Below are 15,635 nucleotides of genomic sequence, written 5' to 3'. Positions count from 1 at the left end.
CGGCGACCGTCCGGTACCCGCAACGCGGGACTGGAACGAAAATCAAGAGAACCTGTGAGGTCGTCTGCATGGCGCAGTTCGACGGACTGCGGCCCGCCCGGCTCAAGGTCGGCGTCATCTCGGCCGGCCGCGTCGGCACCGCACTCGGTGTTGCGCTCGAGCGCGCCGAGCATGTCGTGGTGGCGTGCAGTGCGATCTCCGAGGAGTCGCGGCAGCGCGCCCAGCGCCGGCTGCCCGACAGCCTGATCCTGCCGGCACCCGATGTCGCCGCGGACGCGGAACTGCTGCTGCTCGCCGTCCCCGACACCGAACTGGCCGGCATCGTGGCCGGTCTGGCCGCCACGGGCGCGGTGCGCGCCGGCACCATCGTGGTGCACACCTCCGGGGCCACCGGGGTCAGCGTGCTTGCGCCGCTGAGCGGGCAGGGGTGCCTGCCGCTGGCCATCCATCCCGCGATGACCTTCACCGGTTCGGATGAGGACATCGACCGGCTGTCGGAGAGCTGTTTCGGTATCACCGCTGCCGACGAGATCGGCTTCGCCATCGCCGAGGCACTGACCCTTGAGATCGGCGCTGAGCCGTTCCGGGTCGAGGAATCCGCCCGCACCCTCTACCATGCCGCGCTCTGCCACGGCGGAAACCACGTGGTCACCGTGATCGACGATGCCCTGGCGGCGTTGCGCGCGGCATTGCCGAGACCGCTCGGCTCGACCGTGGCCGACGACCCCGACGGCATCGCCGAGCGGGTGCTCGGACCGCTGGTGCGCGCCGCGCTGGCCAACACCCTGCGGGACGGCCGGGCCGCGCTGACCGGGCCGGTGGCCCGCGGCGACTCGGCCACCCTGGCCCGGCACCTGCGGGCGCTGGCCGCCGTGAGCCCCGACCTGGCCGAGGCCTATCGCACCAACGCACTGCGCACCGCGCACCGCGCCGGTGCCGCCGACGATGTGCTGGAGGTGCTGGCCCGATGAACTCGAACACTGGCCGGGGCCCGCAGCCCACCTTCACCGCCGGCGGGTTCAACGTCTATGAGCGGCCTGACGATGTCGCCCGGGTCAGCCGCGCGCTGCGGTCGACCGGTCGTCGGGTGATGTTGGTGCCCACCATGGGCGCCCTGCACGAGGGTCACTTGTCGCTGGTTCGCGCGGCGCAGCGGGTGCCGGGTTCAGTGGTCGCGGTGTCGATCTTCGTCAATCCGCTGCAGTTCGGTGCCGGAGAAGACCTCGACGCCTACCCGCGCACCCTGGACAGCGACCTGGCCGCGCTGCGCGCCGCCGGGGTGGACCTGGTTTTCACGCCGGCTGCCGCGGCCATGTACCCGAACGGTCCGCGCACCGCCGTGCACCCGGGACCGCTGGGCACCGAACTCGAAGGGGCCGCGCGCCCGACTCACTTCGCCGGCATGCTCACCGTGGTCGCCAAATTGCTGTCGATCGTCAACCCTGACCGGGTGTTCTTGGGGGAGAAGGACTATCAACAGCTGGTTCTGGTGCGCCAGATGGTCACCGACCTCAACCTTGGCGTGACGGTGGTGGGCGTTCCCACCGTGCGCGAAGCCGACGGTCTGGCGATGTCGTCGCGCAACCGCTACCTCGATCCCGCGCAGCGCGAAGCCGCGACGGCCCTGTCGGCCGCCCTGGCTGCCGGTGAGCGCGCGGCTGCGGCCGGCGCCCAAGCCGCCCTGGACGCCGCCGCCGCGGTGTTGTCCGCGGTGGAGGACGTCGACGTCGACTATCTGGAGGTTCGCGGCGTCGACCTCGGCCCGGCGCCCGCCGATGGGTCCGGCCGGCTGTTGATCGCCGCCCGGGTGGGCACCACCCGACTGCTCGACAACGCGGCGATCACGCTGGGAGCTCCCGCCGACGCCGAGGTGGCTTTAGCCGGTTCGGAGGCCGGTTCAGATGGATATCACGTCTCAACCCGGAGGAATTGATGTTTCGGACGATGCTCAAGTCGAAGATTCACCGTGCCACGGTCACTCATGCTGACCTGCACTATGTCGGCTCGGTGACCATCGATGCGGATCTGATGGACGCCGCGGACCTGCTCGAGGGTGAGCAGGTCACAATCGTCGACATCGACAACGGTGCCCGACTGGTCACCTACGCCATCACCGGCGAGCGGGGCAGTGGTGTCATCGGGATCAACGGTGCGGCAGCGCATCTGGTGCACCCCGGGGACCTGGTCATCCTGATCGCCTACGGCACCATGGAGGATGCCGAGGCGCGCCGCTACCGGCCCCGGATCGTGTTCGTCGACGCCGACAACAAGCAGGTGGACCTCGGTGACGACCCGGCCTTCGTGCCCGATGACGTCTCGGATCTGCTCTCGCCCAGAAGCGTGCACTAACCGTGCTGCTGGCGATCGACGTCCGCAACACCCACACCGTCATCGGCCTGATCTCCGGTTCCGGTGACAATGCAAACGTTGTGCAGCAGTGGCGGATTCGGACCGAGGCGGAGATCACCGCCGACGAGCTGGCACTGACCCTGGATGGACTCATCGGCGACGACGGCGAACAACTCACCGGTGCCGCCGCGCTGTCCACCGTCCCGTCGGTACTACACGAAGTTCGGCTGATGCTCGACCAGTACTGGCCGTCGGTGCCAGCCGTGTTGATCGAGCCCGGCGTGCGCACCGGGATTCCGCTGCTGGTGGACAACCCCAAAGAAGTGGGGGCTGACCGGATCGTCAACGGGCTGGCCGCGTTTCACAAGTTCAAGACGGCGGCGATCGTCGTCGACTTCGGTTCGTCGATCTGCGTCGACGTGGTATCGGCCAAGGGGGAGTTCCTGGGCGGTGCCATCGCGCCCGGCGTCCAGATCTCATCGGACGCCGCCGCTGCCCGCTCCGCCGGCCTGCGCCGGGTCGAGCTCACCCGGCCCCGCTCGGTGATCGGCAAGAACACCGTCGAATGCATGCAGGCCGGCGCGGTCTACGGGTTCGCCGGGCTGGTCGACGGTCTGGTTCGCCGGGTTCGCGAGGAGGCGGCGGGCGCCGGCGATGACGTGACCGTGGTGGCCACCGGCCACTCCGCACCGCTGTTGCTGGCCGATCTGCAGACCGTCGACCATCACGACGCCAACCTCACCCTGGACGGGCTGCGGCTGGTGTTCGAGCGCAACCGGGACAGTCAGCGGGGCAGGCTCCGCCCGGCGCGCTGAGCGCCGCCCGGCTTTTCGTTCTGTAGCCCCTGTTCCTCTAAGCTGGCGGGTCGTGAGCTCCGCCGACGTTTCCCCCGCCACGCAGGACGAATCCGACCTCCCTGAGCAGTTCCGGATCCGCCGCGACAAGCGGGCTCGGTTGCTGGCCGAAGGCCGCGACCCCTACCCCGTGGCGGTGGACCGCACCCACTCGCTCGCCCAGATCCGGGCCGCTTACCCCGACCTGGTTGCCGACACCGCCACCGGTGACGTCGTCGGCGTCGCGGGGCGGGTGGTATTCGCCCGCAACTCGGGCAAATTGTGCTTCGCCACCCTGCAGGAGGGCGACGGCACCCAGCTTCAGGTGATGATCAGCCTCGCCAGTGTCGGGGAGCAGGAGCTTGAGGCGTGGAAGGCCGATGTCGACCTCGGTGACATCGTCTACGTGCGCGGCGAGGTGATCAGCTCCCGCCGCGGCGAGTTGTCGGTGTTGGCCGATTCCTGGCAGATGGCCTCCAAGTCATTGCGTCCGCTGCCGGTAGCCCACAAGGAGATGAGCGAGGAGTCGCGCGTTCGACAGCGCTACGTCGATCTGATCGTGCGGCCGGAGGCGCGTACGGTGGCCCGCCAGCGCATTGCGGTCATTCGCGCCGTGCGAAACGCGCTTGAGCGTCGCGGGTTTCTCGAGGTCGAAACGCCGATGCTGCAGACGTTGGCCGGTGGAGCGGCCGCCCGTCCTTTCGTAACCCATTCGAACGCCCTTGACGCGGACCTTTTCCTGAGAATCGCACCAGAACTGTTCCTGAAACGGTGCGTGGTCGGCGGGTTCGACCGGGTCTTCGAACTGAATCGGGTCTTCCGGAATGAAGGCGCCGATTCCACGCATTCGCCGGAGTTTTCGATGCTGGAGACCTACCAGGCCTACGGCACCTATGACGACTCGGCAGTGGCTACCCGCGAGATTATTCAAGAGGTCGCCGATGAGGTGATCGGAACCCGGCAACTGCCGCTGCCTGATGGCAGCATCTATGACATTGACGGCGAATGGGCGACGGTGGAAATGTATCCGTCGCTGTCGGCCGCGCTCGCCGAAGAGATCACCCCCGCGACCTCGGTGGCCGACCTGTGGGCTATCGCGGATCGACTCGGCGTGGAGATTCCCAAAGACCGCGGTTACGGTCACGGCAAACTCGTCGAAGAACTCTGGGAACATGCTGTCGGTCAGGATCTGAACGCCCCGACATTTGTTCGGGATTTCCCGGTCGAGACGACGCCGCTGACCCGCCAGCACCGCAGCATCGAAGGTGTCACCGAGAAGTGGGATCTCTATATGCGCGGCGTCGAACTTGCTACCGGATATTCCGAGCTCATCGACCCAGTGGTGCAGCGCGACCGCTTCGCCGAACAGGCCCGTGCGGCAGCTGCGGGTGATGACGAGGCGATGGCGCTCGACGAGGACTTCCTGGCGGCGATGGAACATGCGATGCCGCCCTGCACAGGTACCGGAATGGGTATCGACCGCCTGTTGATGGTTTTGACGGGTCTATCAATTAGAGACACCGTTTTGTTTCCGATTGTTCGCCGTCAAGGCAACTGAACTGCGCCGTAGCCTGTTGTGTTGAAGCAGGCGTATTTTTATGGCAGATTAGTCGGCGAGGTCGAATACGGCTGGCGCACCGATTGCGCGCACGAAAGCTAACCAAGGGGTACCAATGGCGAAAAAAGTGACCGTCACCTTGATCGATGATTTCGATGGTGAGGGTGCCGCCGACGAAACGGTCGAATTCGGCCTGGACGGGGTGACCTACGAGATCGACCTTTCGAGCAAGAATGCTACAAAACTTCGTGCCGAACTGAAGAAGTGGGCTGACGCGGGTCGTCGGGTCGGAGGGCGCCGGCGTGGCCGCTCCGGTGGCGGTCGCCGTGGAACCATTGACCGCGAACAGAGCGCCGCCATCCGCGAATGGGCCCGCCGTAACGGACACAATGTGTCGACCCGCGGGCGCATCCCGGCCGACATCATCGACGCGTTTCACGCCGCCACCTAGGCCTACTGGAACCAGCTAGGTTTCGCTACTGGCGAACCTAGCGCCCGCCGGAACACATTCGGTGGGTCCAGACGTTGGTCCCTTGCATCCGGTGCCAGGTCTTTCGGGACGGGCCATCGGATGGTCGATTCAGTACGCACTGCAAGGCAGGTCACAGCGCGCTGCGCCGCCCACTAGAGTGGACAGCAGGCACGCCGGCCGAGCCGAGGCCGATCAAGTGCCGATCGCGAGGGAGAGCAGGTAGCCACCGATGTTCGAGAGATTTACCGACCGCGCCCGCAGGGTCGTCGTCCTGGCTCAAGAAGAGGCCCGGATGCTCAACCACAACTACATCGGGACCGAGCACATCCTGCTGGGCCTGATCCACGAGGGTGAAGGTGTAGCCGCCAAGTCGCTGGAGTCCCTGGGCATCTCTTTGGAAGGGGTGCGCAGCCAGGTCGAGGAGATCATCGGCCAGGGCCAGCAGGCGCCGTCCGGGCACATCCCGTTCACCCCGCGCGCCAAGAAGGTGCTCGAGCTGAGCCTGCGTGAGGCGCTGCAGCTCGGCCACAACTACATCGGCACCGAGCACATTCTGCTCGGCCTGATCCGCGAGGGTGAGGGCGTCGCCGCCCAGGTTCTGGTGAAGCTGGGTGCTGACCTGACCCGGGTTCGCCAGCAGGTGATTCAGCTGCTGAGTGGCTACCAGGGCAAGGAGACCGCGGAGGCCGGTACCGGGGGACGGGGCGGCGAGTCCGGTTCCCCGTCCACCTCGCTGGTGCTCGACCAGTTCGGTCGCAACCTGACGGCGGCCGCCATGGAGGGCAAGCTCGACCCCGTCATCGGCCGCGAGAAGGAAATCGAGCGGGTCATGCAGGTGTTGAGCCGGCGCACCAAGAACAACCCGGTGCTGATCGGTGAGCCCGGTGTCGGCAAGACCGCTGTGGTCGAGGGTCTGGCGCAGGCCATCGTGGCCGGCGAGGTCCCCGAGACGCTGAAGGACAAGCAGCTCTACACCCTGGATCTGGGGTCGCTGGTGGCCGGCAGCCGTTACCGCGGTGACTTCGAGGAGCGCCTGAAGAAGGTGCTCAAAGAGATCAACACCCGCGGCGACATCATCCTGTTCATCGACGAGTTGCACACCCTGGTGGGTGCCGGAGCGGCCGAGGGCGCGATCGACGCGGCCTCGATCCTCAAGCCGAAGCTGGCTCGCGGTGAACTGCAGACCATCGGCGCCACGACTCTCGACGAGTACCGCAAGTACATCGAGAAGGACGCCGCCCTGGAGCGCCGGTTCCAGCCGGTGCAGGTCGGTGAACCCACCGTCGAGCACACCATAGAGATCCTCAAGGGTCTGCGGGACCGCTACGAGGCCCACCACCGGGTCTCGATCAGCGACTCGGCGATCGTGGCGGCGGCCACCCTGGCCGACCGCTACATCAACGACCGGTTCCTGCCGGACAAGGCGATCGACCTGATCGACGAGGCCGGCGCCCGGATGCGAATCCGCCGGATGACCGCGCCGCCGGACCTGCGTGAGTTCGACGAGAAGATCGCCGACGCACGCCGCGAGAAGGAGTCCGCGATCGACGCGCAGGACTTCGAGAAGGCGGCCAGCCTGCGCGACCGGGAGAAGCAGCTCGTCGCGCAGCGCGCCGAGCGGGAAAAGCAGTGGCGCTCCGGGGATCTGGACGTGGTGGCCGAGGTCGACGATGAGCAGATCGCCGAGGTGCTGGGCAACTGGACCGGTATCCCGGTGTTCAAGCTCACCGAGGCCGAGACCACTCGCCTGCTGCGCATGGAAGACGAGCTGCACAAGCGGATCATCGGCCAGGGGGACGCCGTCAAGGCGGTCTCGAGGGCGATCCGGCGTACTCGCGCCGGGTTGAAGGACCCCAAGCGGCCGTCGGGCTCGTTCATCTTCGCCGGCCCGTCCGGTGTCGGTAAGACCGAGCTGTCCAAGGCGCTGGCCGAGTTCCTGTTCGGCGACGACGACGCGCTCATCCAGATCGACATGGGCGAGTTCCACGACCGATTCACCGCCTCAAGGCTCTTCGGTGCCCCTCCGGGCTATGTCGGCTACGAAGAGGGCGGTCAGCTGACCGAGAAGGTGCGGCGCAAGCCGTTCTCGGTGGTGCTGTTCGACGAGATCGAGAAGGCCCACGCCGAGATCTACAACAGCCTGTTGCAGGTTCTCGAGGACGGCCGGCTCACCGATGGGCAGGGCCGCACGGTGGACTTCAAGAACTGCGTGTTGATCTTCACCTCCAACCTGGGCACCTCCGACATCTCCAAGGCGGTCGGACTGGGCTTCACCCAGGGCGGCGGGGAGAACAACTACGAGCGGATGAAGCTCAAGGTCAACGACGAGCTCAAGAAGCACTTCCGCCCGGAGTTCCTGAACCGCATCGATGACATCATCGTCTTCCACCAGCTCAGCAAGGAAGAGATCATCGAGATGGTCGATCTGATGATCGGCCGGGTGGCCAAGCAGCTCAAGGCCAAGGACATGGACATCGCGCTGACCGACAGGGCCAAGTCACTGCTGGCCAAGCGCGGCTTCGACCCGGTGCTGGGTGCGCGTCCACTGCGGCGCACCATCCAGCGCGAGATCGAAGACCAGCTCTCGGAGAAGATCCTGTTCGAAGAGTTGGGTCCTGGTCAGCTGGTCACCGTCGATGTCGAGAACTGGGACGGCGAGGGTGCCCACGAGAACGCGGTGTTCACCTTTGCCGGCAGCCCGAAGCCGACGGCGGAGTCCGCGGACCTGGCAAAGGCCGGCGCACCGACCGCGGAATAGTTGCCGAGTAGTCGCGAAAGCCCCCTTTTCCGTAAGGAATTGGGGGCTTTCGCGTCTGCTCGTCGCTAGTGCTGCGTTGGCAGCAGGCCGAACGCCTGCTTGGCGACCTGCAGCATCCAGCTGCCGACGCTCTTGCCGTGATCACGCGGCCAATTGAGCTGGAAGCTGACCACCCACGGCTGACCGCCTCGGTCGACGGCGTACCAGCTGAAGGTCAGATCGCCAGGAAGGCCGCCGGCTTTGGCGCCGATATAGGGCCAGTCGGCACGCGGCAGATCGATGCCACGTACCGCCGACAGGATCTCCCGGACCGGTGCTGCCTTGCCCACCGCAGCGCTCTGCAGGGCGACATGTACCCGGCAGATGTCCTCGGCGCTGCCGTACCACTCGGCGCCGTAGGCGGACGCCGGGATGTGCGCGCGAATCGGGTCCGGCTCATAGGGCCGGGAATCGGCCTGCTTCAGCAGCTTTGCCCGTTCCTGCGGTGAGCCGTGCTGCCACTGCTCGCGCAGATCGGGCTTGCCCCAGCCCACCGAGAACAGTTCGTACATGGTGGGAAACGGCGTCATGCTGGCCGGGTCGTGGTGACCGGCCGCGGCCAGGGCACGCTCGACCGCTCGGGTGCCCACCCGGCCGATGAGCAGATCGGTGGCCATGTTGTCGCTGGTGGCGATCATCTTCTCGGCCGCCCTGCGCACCGAGACATGGGCGCCGTCGGGCAGCTCCTCCAAGCCGGACGAGCCGACCGCCTTGGCCCGGGCGGTGATGGTCAGCGGGTCGTCCCACGACAACGTCCCGGCCGTCACCTCGTTGGCCACCGCCAACAGCACATACAACTTGAAGATCGATGCCAGCGGCAGGGATTGGGTGGTGTTGGCGCCGGCGATCGGCTTACAGAGGCCACCTTCGATCCGCGACGCCTGGTAGGAGTAGCGTGCGCCGGTCTTGTTCAGCACCGCATCGAGGTCATGCCAGGAGCCGATGGTCGGAGCCTCGGTGGTCGGTTTGAACAGGTCCACCATGCCGTTGTCGTCGGTGCGAAGCCTGATGTCTTGGCGGGCACCGTACGAGGTGGTCAGGTGCAGGGTCGCCGCGCCGGCTCGAATGTCGACGCTGTCGAGGTGAAACGGCCGGTCCCACCACAGCGATTCCATGGTCGCGACCACCTGCTCGACCTTGTCCGGTGCGGCCAGGGTCGCCACCCCGATCGGACCGATCGGCCAATCGGAGTTCAGCATGTCCATGGTCTGCTTAGCGCGCAGGCCCGGCGGAGTCTTGGTCGAAATCGTCCCGCCGCTGTCGGAACCGGCGCCGGCGGGAGATGCGGGTGAAGGAGCGCAGCCGGCGGCTGCACCGGCGGCAAGGGGAACCAGGGTCAGCGCGGTCGTCCATGCCGCCAGGTGGCGCCACACGGGGCTATGCCTGTGCGGCGGTTCCGGCGACGTCAAGCACGACCTCGAACTCCAGCAACGATGCTCCGGTCGCCACCGGCTTGGCCCGCTGCCCGGCGTGAGCCTCGACGGCCGGCCCCTGTGCCCAGGCCTGGAACGCTTCGTCGGACTCCCAGTGCGTCACGACGAAGTAGCGGTCGTCGCCCTTGACGGGGCGCAGCAGCTGGAAGCCAAGAAAACCGGGCTGGTTCTCCACCGCGTGCGCGCGATTTGCGAACCGTTTCTCCAGTTCGGGCCCGGCGTCGGCGGGCACCTCGATTGCATTGATCTTCACCACTGACATGGGCCTAGGCTACCGTGCCCCGGGTGGGGATCGCGTCGACGGAGCTGCTGACCTACCGCGGGGGACACGGGGCGCCGCTGGTGCTGGTCCACGGATTGATGGGCCGGGGCACCACCTGGCCGCGGCAACTGCCGTGGCTGACCAGGCTGGGTGCCGTCTACACCTACGACGCCCCCTGGCATCGCGGTCGTGAGGTCGCCGACCCACATCCGATCTCCACCGAACGCTTCGTCGCCGACCTGGCCGTCGCCGTCGAGCAGTTGCCCGGCCCGGTGCGGCTGATCGGTCATTCGATGGGCGGATTGCACTCGTGGTGCCTGGCCGCCCGGCATCCCGAGCTCATCTCCGCGCTGGTGGTCGAGGACATGGCGCCGGACTTCCGGGGCCGCACCACCGGTCCGTGGGAGCCGTGGGTGCATGCCCTGCCCATCGAGTTCCCCAGTGCCGAGCAGGTGGTCGCCGAATTCGGTGATATCGCCGGGCGGTACTTCCTGGAAGCCTTCGACCGCACCGAGACCGGGTGGCGGCTGCACGGCCGACCTGAGTGGTGGTTGCGGATCGCCGCAGAGTGGGGCACTCGCGACTACTGGGAGCAGTGGCTGAACGTGCGCTGCGAAACGTTGTTGATCGAGGCCGGCAACTCGGTGACCCCGCCGGGGCAGATGCGAGAAATGCACCGTCTCGGGGTGGACAGCACCTATCTGCACGTCCCCGATGCGGGCCACCTGGTGCACGACGAGGCGCCCCAGATCTACCGCGAAGCCGTCGAGTCGTTCCTGTCCTGACCGGGCAGCGCGAAGCGGCCGTCGGCGAGCTGCTCCACCAGGCCGTCGCCCAGCAGTGAGGTCAGGGCGCGTTCGCGTTGCACCGCGTCTACCGGCCAAGCCAGGTCAAGGTCGGCGCGTGTCACCGCAACGGCGTTGTCCCGCAAGACATCCAGTAGTCGCCCGCGGGCCTGACGGTCGGTGCCGGCATAGCGTTGAGCCGGCCTTTTGGGGCCGGTGCCTGGCGGCGAACCGGCAAGCCGCCAGCTGCAGCTGTGTTGCAGCGGGCAGCCGTCACAGCGTGGCGATCGCGCGGTGCACACGATGGCGCCCAACTCCATCAGCGCCGCGGAAAACCTGGCGGCCCGGTCGGGCTCGGGCAGCAGGGCGGCCACATCGGCGTTGTCGCGCTTGGTCGAGGGGGCTGCGGCGTCAGCCTGACCGTGTACGGCGCGCGCCACCACCCGGCGCACATTGGTGTCCACCACCGGAACGGGCTTTCGGTAGGCGAAGCAGGCGACGGCGCGTGCCGTGTAGTTGCCGATCCCGGGTAGCTGCTCCAGGGTGTCGACGTCGTCGGGGACCGTATCGGCGAAGTCGCGGGCGATCACGGTGGCGCATTCGTGGAGCCGTTTGGCGCGGCGGGGGTAACCGAGCTTGCCCCAGGCCCGCAGTACATCGGCCTGAGTCGCGGCAGCCGTGGTCGATGGCGTGGGCCAGCGTGCTACCCAGTCCGGCCAGATCGGCAGCACTCGCGAAACCGGGGTCTGTTGCAGCATGAACTCACTGACCAGGATCTGCCACGGCGTGACATCGCCTGCCCGCCAGGGCAGATCACGTTCAGCGGCCGCGAACCAGTTGAACAGCTGGTGAAATTCGATCCTGGGGGCGCTCTGCGAGCGATTCACAGGCAGAATGTCGGGCATGCCCAATTCAAACCCGATCTCAGCGTGGAAAGCACTCAAGGAGGGTAACGAGCGCTTCGTCGCGGGCGAGCCCAGCCATCCCAGCCAGGATGTCGCGCGGCGCGCTGCCCTGGCCGGCGGCCAGAAGCCCACTGCGGTGGTGTTCGGCTGCGGGGACAGCCGGGTGGCCGCCGAGATCATCTTCGACCAGGGGCTCGGCGACATGTTCGTGGTCCGCACCGCCGGCCACGTCATCGACTCGGCGGTGCTGGGCTCGATCGAGTTCGGTGTGGCGGTGCTCGACGTACCGCTGATCGTCGTCCTGGGCCACGACAGCTGCGGTGCGGTCAAGGCCACTTTGACCGCCCTCGACGAAGGCGTGGTGCCGGGCGGCTATCTGCGTGACATCGTCGAACGGGTGACGCCGTCGATCTTGGTGGGCCGCCGCGATGGCCTCACCAGTGTCGACGAGTTCGAGACCCGCCACGTCAACGAGACCGTGACGCAATTGGCTGCGCGCTCGACGGTCATCGCCGACCAGATCAAGGCAGGGACGTTGGCGATCGTCGGCGCCACCTACCACCTGGCCGACGGAAAGGTATCTGCGCGCAACCACCTGGGCGACATCGGCGATTACGGCGCCGAATAGTCCCCGAAGGTCACAACGCGGCTACGACACGCCGGGACGGGTCGAACAACTCGCGGTGAGGTCGTCCTACCGTGAGAACGTGCTCGATTTGGAACCGCAGGGTCCGCTGCCTTCGCAGATCTACTGGCGACGACGTGGCCTCGCGCTGGGCATTGCGCTCATCGTGATTGCAGTCGTGTCGGCCATCATTTTCGGCGTCGTTCACGGCAGCAACGCCGGTGCCGACAATGCCGACGGGAAGAAGTCCACCGCCGCGCAGCACGCCAAGCCACAGAACCCCTCGCCTGAAGAGGTCAAGACGCCTGTGGTGGCTCCTGCGGAGCAGGCGCCACCACAGGTGCCGACCCCGACCGCCGCGGTGACGCCACCGCCGGTGCTCAAGGAAGGCGACGACTGTCCCGACTCGACCCTGGCGGTCAAGGGTCTGACCGGCCCGCAGTACACGGTGGGTGAGCAGCCGCAGTTCACCATGGTGGTCACCAACATCGGCTTGGTGGCCTGCAAGCGGGACGTGGGTGCCGCGGTATTGGCTGCCTACGTCTACTCGCTGGACAACCAGCGGCTGTGGTCGAACCTGGACTGCGCGCCGTCCAACGAGACCCTGGTGAAGACCTTCGACCCCGGCGAGCAGGTCACCACCACGGTGACCTGGACCGGAATGGGCTCGGCACCGCAGTGCCCGTTGCCGCGGCAACCGATCGGACCGGGGACCTACAACCTCGTCGTCCAACTCGGCAACCTGAGATCCGCGACGGTTCCGTTCATGCTTATCGAGCCCTCGCAGGACGTCCCGCCGCCGGGGCAGGACATGCCCCCGCCGGACGCGCCGCCGCCGGGTAACTAGACCGCCGTCAGGCCCGGTCCAGTAGCTGCGGCGGTGCCACATGACCGCCGCGCCGGTCGGCGATCTGGACCAGGTGGTGCAGCGCGGCAACGATGTTGGCGGCCGGCACCGTACGCAGGCCACCCACGGTTGCCGGAGCACCCGGGGGAGTCAACGCGGTGGTGAATCCGAGCCGGGCCGCCTCGGCGAGCCGCCGGTCCATCCCGCTGACCGGGCGCAGGTCACCTGCGAGGCCTACTTCGCCCAGCACCACGGTGGTCGCCGGCAGCGGCAGGTCCGCATAGGCCGATGCCAGCGCGATGGCGACAGCCAGATCCGTAGACGGATCAGTCAAACGCATACCGCCCACCGTGGACAGGTAGATGTCGCCGGCCGCGATCGGAAGCTCGGCGTGTTTGTCCAGCACGGCGGTGATCATCGCGGCCCGGGCGTGGTCGATGCCGCTGACTGCCCGGCGCGGCGAGCCGCCCGCCGGTTTGGCCAGCAGCGCCTGCACTTCGCCGATCAGCGGGCGCTTGCCGTCCAGTGCGACGGTGATCGCGGTGCCGGGCACCGGCTCGCTGCGCTGCTCCAGGAACAGCCCGGACGGGTCGGCGATTCCCTCGATGCCGTCATCACGGAGCAGGAAACAGCCCACCTCGTCGGTAGCGCCGAAACGATTCTTGACCGCCCGCACCATCCGCAGCACCGAGTTGCGGTCACCCTCGAAGTGCAGCACCACGTCGACGAGGTGCTCCAGTGAACGTGGGCCCGCGATCGCGCCGTCCTTGGTCACGTGCCCGACCAGGACCAGCGCCACATCGGCGCTCTTGGCGGCTGCGGTCAGCGCGGCCGTCACGGCCCGCACCTGGGTGACCCCGCCCGCCACGCCGTCGGTGTCAGCGGCAGCCACAGTCTGCACCGAATCGACCACCACCAGGGTGGGCCGTACCGCCTCGATGTGGCCCAGCACCGTCTGCAGGTCAGATTCGGAGGCCAGGTAGATCTCGTCGTGGGTGCATCCGGTGCGCTCGGCGCGCAGCCGGATCTGCCCCGCGGACTCCTCCCCGGAGACGTACAGCGCCCGGCGCCCGGCCAGCGCCCAGCGGTGAACAACCTCAAGCAGCAGTGTCGATTTGCCGACACCGGGATCGCCGGCCAAGAGGGTGACCGAGCCGGGGACCACCCCGCCGCCCAACACCCGGTCGAGTTCGGTGACGCCGGTCGGCGCCGGTCGTGCGCGACCGGCCTCGATGGAGCTGATCGGCACCGCCGGCCGGGCCGGTGTCGCCGGCCGTAGCCCACCTGCCGGTGCTGCCGCTTCGCCTACCGGGTCGATGCCGCCCCAGCTGCCGCACTCCGGACAGCGGCCCAGCCACTTGGCGGTGGTGTTGCCGCATTCCGAACAGCGAAAGAGCGAACGTGCCTTGGCCACTCGGCGACCGTATCGCCTGGGTCCGACAGTGCCTGCCGCGACGGCTGCGTCAGTGGTGCGAAAGAGGTCCGGCCGAGATCGGCACGTCCACGCGCACCTCACCGGCCTTCTTGAAGTCGAAGGTGAAGTCGTAGGTGAGCCCGTTGCGGATCGCCTTGTCCAGGGTCACCGTCGCAGTGGCGGTGTTGGCGTTAGCCACCTCGGGCAGCGCCTTGGCGGCGGGTGCCGTCGGCAGGTCGGGGCCGGCCGGGGCGCTGACCACCAGGACGCCGCCGACGGGCACGGTCTTGCTGCCGGTCGGTGACACCTTGCCGATCGAGGTCCTGATGTCGCTCAGCTCGTCATTGGAGTCGGGTGACTGGTTGCTGACCACGAACACCAGGTCGACGGTCTGGCCAGGCTCCAACGCGTCGCCGGTCTGGGTCGCCTGGATGCGTACGTCGCGCAGAGCCAGATCGCCGACGTCGGCTGAGGCCCCATTGACCGCGGACGCCTGGTCAGCGGTCTGAGAGATCTGACCGGTACCGCAACCGGCCAGCGCCGCTGCCGCGATCAGCGCGATCGCAGCCTTGTTGAAGGCCCTGTTGAACGAGTTCACGTGTGGTCTCCTGCTCGGCTGTCGCGACTTGTGACTATGCACTGTAGTAGCAACCATCTGCCGGCGGTAGCGCAGGGTTACCGGTCGCCCACGACCCCCGTCGACCAGCCCTGATCAGGCTCCGATCAGGTTCGACCCAGCACGCTTCCGCCGTGATGTCAACCCCCCTCCCGGGGTCGCAGTGCCCCTGACCTGCACCGTTGGTGGTCGGGTGTTGGGGCGCCGTGTTAGTATGGGGTAGCGAAAGGGGCTCAAATCAGATGATCTTTAAGGTCGGAGACACCGTCGTATATCCACACCACGGTGCAGCGTTGATCGAGGCGATTGAAACCCGGGCCATCAAAGGCGAGCAAAAGGACTATCTGGTCCTCAAAGTGGCGCAGGGCGACCTCACTGTTCGAGTTCCCGCTGAAAATGCCGAATATGTCGGTGTGCGTGACGTTGTCGGCCAGGAAGGTCTGGACAAGGTCTTCCAGGTGTTGCGGGCCCCGCACACCGAAGAACCGACCAACTGGTCGCGGCGTTACAAGGCCAACCTGGAGAAGCTCGCCTCCGGCGATGTGCACAAGGTAGCCGAGGTTGTTCGTGACCTGTGGCGGCGTGACCAGGAGCGTGGCCTGTCCGCCGGTGAGAAGCGGATGCTGGCCAAGGCGCGCCAGATCCTGGTCGGTGAGCTGGCCCTGGCCGAGAACACCGATGACGCCAAGGCGGAGACCATCCTCGACGAGGTGCTGGCCGCAGCGTCCTGAACCGCAGT

At 67.3% G+C, this 15,635-nt stretch carries 16 protein-coding genes; 11 read left to right on the top strand and 5 right to left on the bottom strand.

Translation table 11 applies throughout. The features are described 5' to 3' along the window. The first annotated feature begins 68 nt into the window (after window positions 1-68). The 7 genes from EJK91_RS05160 (at window position 69) to clpC1 (ending at window position 7,970) form a co-directional block, all read left to right on the top strand. Window positions 69-971, top strand: coding sequence for a Rossmann-like and DUF2520 domain-containing protein (locus EJK91_RS05160; RefSeq protein WP_125078407.1), 903 nt, complete (start codon window positions 69-71; stop codon window positions 969-971). After that, window positions 968-1,933, top strand: a complete 966-nt coding sequence (gene panC / locus EJK91_RS05155; RefSeq protein ID WP_024442362.1) for a pantoate--beta-alanine ligase — start codon at window positions 968-970, stop codon at window positions 1,931-1,933. The genes EJK91_RS05160 and panC overlap by 4 nt, the downstream gene beginning before the upstream one ends. Continuing rightward, window positions 1,933-2,349 (top strand): aspartate 1-decarboxylase, encoded by a 417-nt coding sequence (gene panD / locus EJK91_RS05150; RefSeq protein ID WP_046301920.1) that lies wholly within the window; start codon window positions 1,933-1,935, stop codon window positions 2,347-2,349. The genes panC and panD overlap by 1 nt, the downstream gene beginning before the upstream one ends. Before the next feature lie 2 nt (window positions 2,350-2,351). Then, window positions 2,352-3,164, top strand: coding sequence for a type III pantothenate kinase (locus EJK91_RS05145; RefSeq protein ID WP_024442364.1), 813 nt, complete (start codon window positions 2,352-2,354; stop codon window positions 3,162-3,164). A gap of 52 nt (window positions 3,165-3,216) precedes the next feature. Continuing rightward, complete coding sequence (gene lysS, locus EJK91_RS05140) at window positions 3,217-4,740, top strand: lysine--tRNA ligase (RefSeq protein ID WP_046301919.1); 1,524 nt, start codon at window positions 3,217-3,219, stop codon at window positions 4,738-4,740. A gap of 115 nt (window positions 4,741-4,855) precedes the next feature. After that, on the top strand, window positions 4,856-5,191 hold the full coding sequence (gene lsr2 / locus EJK91_RS05135; protein ID WP_024442366.1) for a histone-like nucleoid-structuring protein Lsr2: 336 nt from the start codon (window positions 4,856-4,858) through the stop codon (window positions 5,189-5,191). A gap of 250 nt (window positions 5,192-5,441) precedes the next feature. Then, window positions 5,442-7,970 carry an ATP-dependent protease ATP-binding subunit ClpC gene (gene clpC1 / locus EJK91_RS05130; RefSeq protein WP_125078406.1) on the top strand — a complete coding sequence of 843 codons (2,529 nt, stop codon included), beginning with the start codon at window positions 5,442-5,444 and terminating at the stop codon, window positions 7,968-7,970. Window positions 7,971-8,035: 65 nt separating this feature from the next. Here clpC1 and EJK91_RS05125 read toward each other — a convergent pair whose 3' ends face one another. Further along, entirely contained in the window at window positions 8,036-9,418 is a 1,383-nt protein-coding gene (locus EJK91_RS05125) for a serine hydrolase (protein ID WP_444850798.1), read from the bottom strand. Beyond that, entirely contained in the window at window positions 9,387-9,704 is a 318-nt protein-coding gene (gene mhuD / locus EJK91_RS05120) for a mycobilin-forming heme oxygenase MhuD (protein WP_024442369.1), read from the bottom strand. The genes EJK91_RS05125 and mhuD overlap by 32 nt, the downstream gene beginning before the upstream one ends. Before the next feature lie 23 nt (window positions 9,705-9,727). Between mhuD and EJK91_RS05115 the strand changes: the two genes are divergently transcribed. Next, window positions 9,728-10,489: an alpha/beta fold hydrolase gene (locus tag EJK91_RS05115; RefSeq protein ID WP_255341883.1), complete on the top strand. Its 762-nt coding sequence runs from the start codon at window positions 9,728-9,730 to the stop codon at window positions 10,487-10,489. On the opposite strand, the gene EJK91_RS05110 is transcribed toward EJK91_RS05115, so the two are convergent. Further along, the gene (locus tag EJK91_RS05110) at window positions 10,456-11,394 is read right to left on the bottom strand and encodes an A/G-specific adenine glycosylase (protein WP_024442371.1); all 939 of its coding nucleotides are present in this window, start codon (window positions 11,392-11,394) and stop codon (window positions 10,456-10,458) included. The genes EJK91_RS05115 and EJK91_RS05110 overlap by 34 nt on opposite strands. Here EJK91_RS05110 and EJK91_RS05105 point away from each other — a divergent pair. Both EJK91_RS05105 and EJK91_RS05100 read left to right on the top strand, forming a co-directional pair. Further along, the gene (locus EJK91_RS05105; RefSeq protein ID WP_164517884.1) at window positions 11,393-12,022 is read left to right on the top strand and encodes a carbonic anhydrase; all 630 of its coding nucleotides are present in this window, start codon (window positions 11,393-11,395) and stop codon (window positions 12,020-12,022) included. The genes EJK91_RS05110 and EJK91_RS05105 overlap by 2 nt on opposite strands. Before the next feature lie 79 nt (window positions 12,023-12,101). Beyond that, window positions 12,102-12,866, top strand: a complete 765-nt coding sequence (locus EJK91_RS05100; RefSeq protein WP_046302114.1) for a hypothetical protein — start codon at window positions 12,102-12,104, stop codon at window positions 12,864-12,866. A gap of 7 nt (window positions 12,867-12,873) precedes the next feature. Here EJK91_RS05100 and radA read toward each other — a convergent pair whose 3' ends face one another. Both radA and EJK91_RS05090 read right to left on the bottom strand, forming a co-directional pair. Further along, a complete protein-coding gene (gene radA / locus EJK91_RS05095; protein WP_024442374.1) occupies window positions 12,874-14,280 on the bottom strand; it encodes a DNA repair protein RadA in 1,407 nt (468 codons plus the stop codon). Window positions 14,281-14,329: 49 nt separating this feature from the next. Beyond that, window positions 14,330-14,878, bottom strand: coding sequence for a hypothetical protein (locus EJK91_RS05090; protein ID WP_024442375.1), 549 nt, complete (start codon window positions 14,876-14,878; stop codon window positions 14,330-14,332). A 260-nt stretch (window positions 14,879-15,138) separates the two neighbouring features. Here EJK91_RS05090 and carD point away from each other — a divergent pair, with 260 nt between their 5' ends. Next, window positions 15,139-15,627 carry an RNA polymerase-binding transcription factor CarD gene (gene carD / locus EJK91_RS05085; protein WP_024442376.1) on the top strand — a complete coding sequence of 163 codons (489 nt, stop codon included), beginning with the start codon at window positions 15,139-15,141 and terminating at the stop codon, window positions 15,625-15,627. Window positions 15,628-15,635 lie beyond the last annotated feature (8 nt).

It is taken from the genome of Mycobacterium sp. P7213 (assembly GCF_900604305.1).
Lineage (GTDB): Bacteria > Actinomycetota > Actinomycetes > Mycobacteriales > Mycobacteriaceae > Mycobacterium.
Note: the sequence above shows the minus strand (reverse complement) of the source record. Positions and strands in the feature narration are given on the sequence as shown.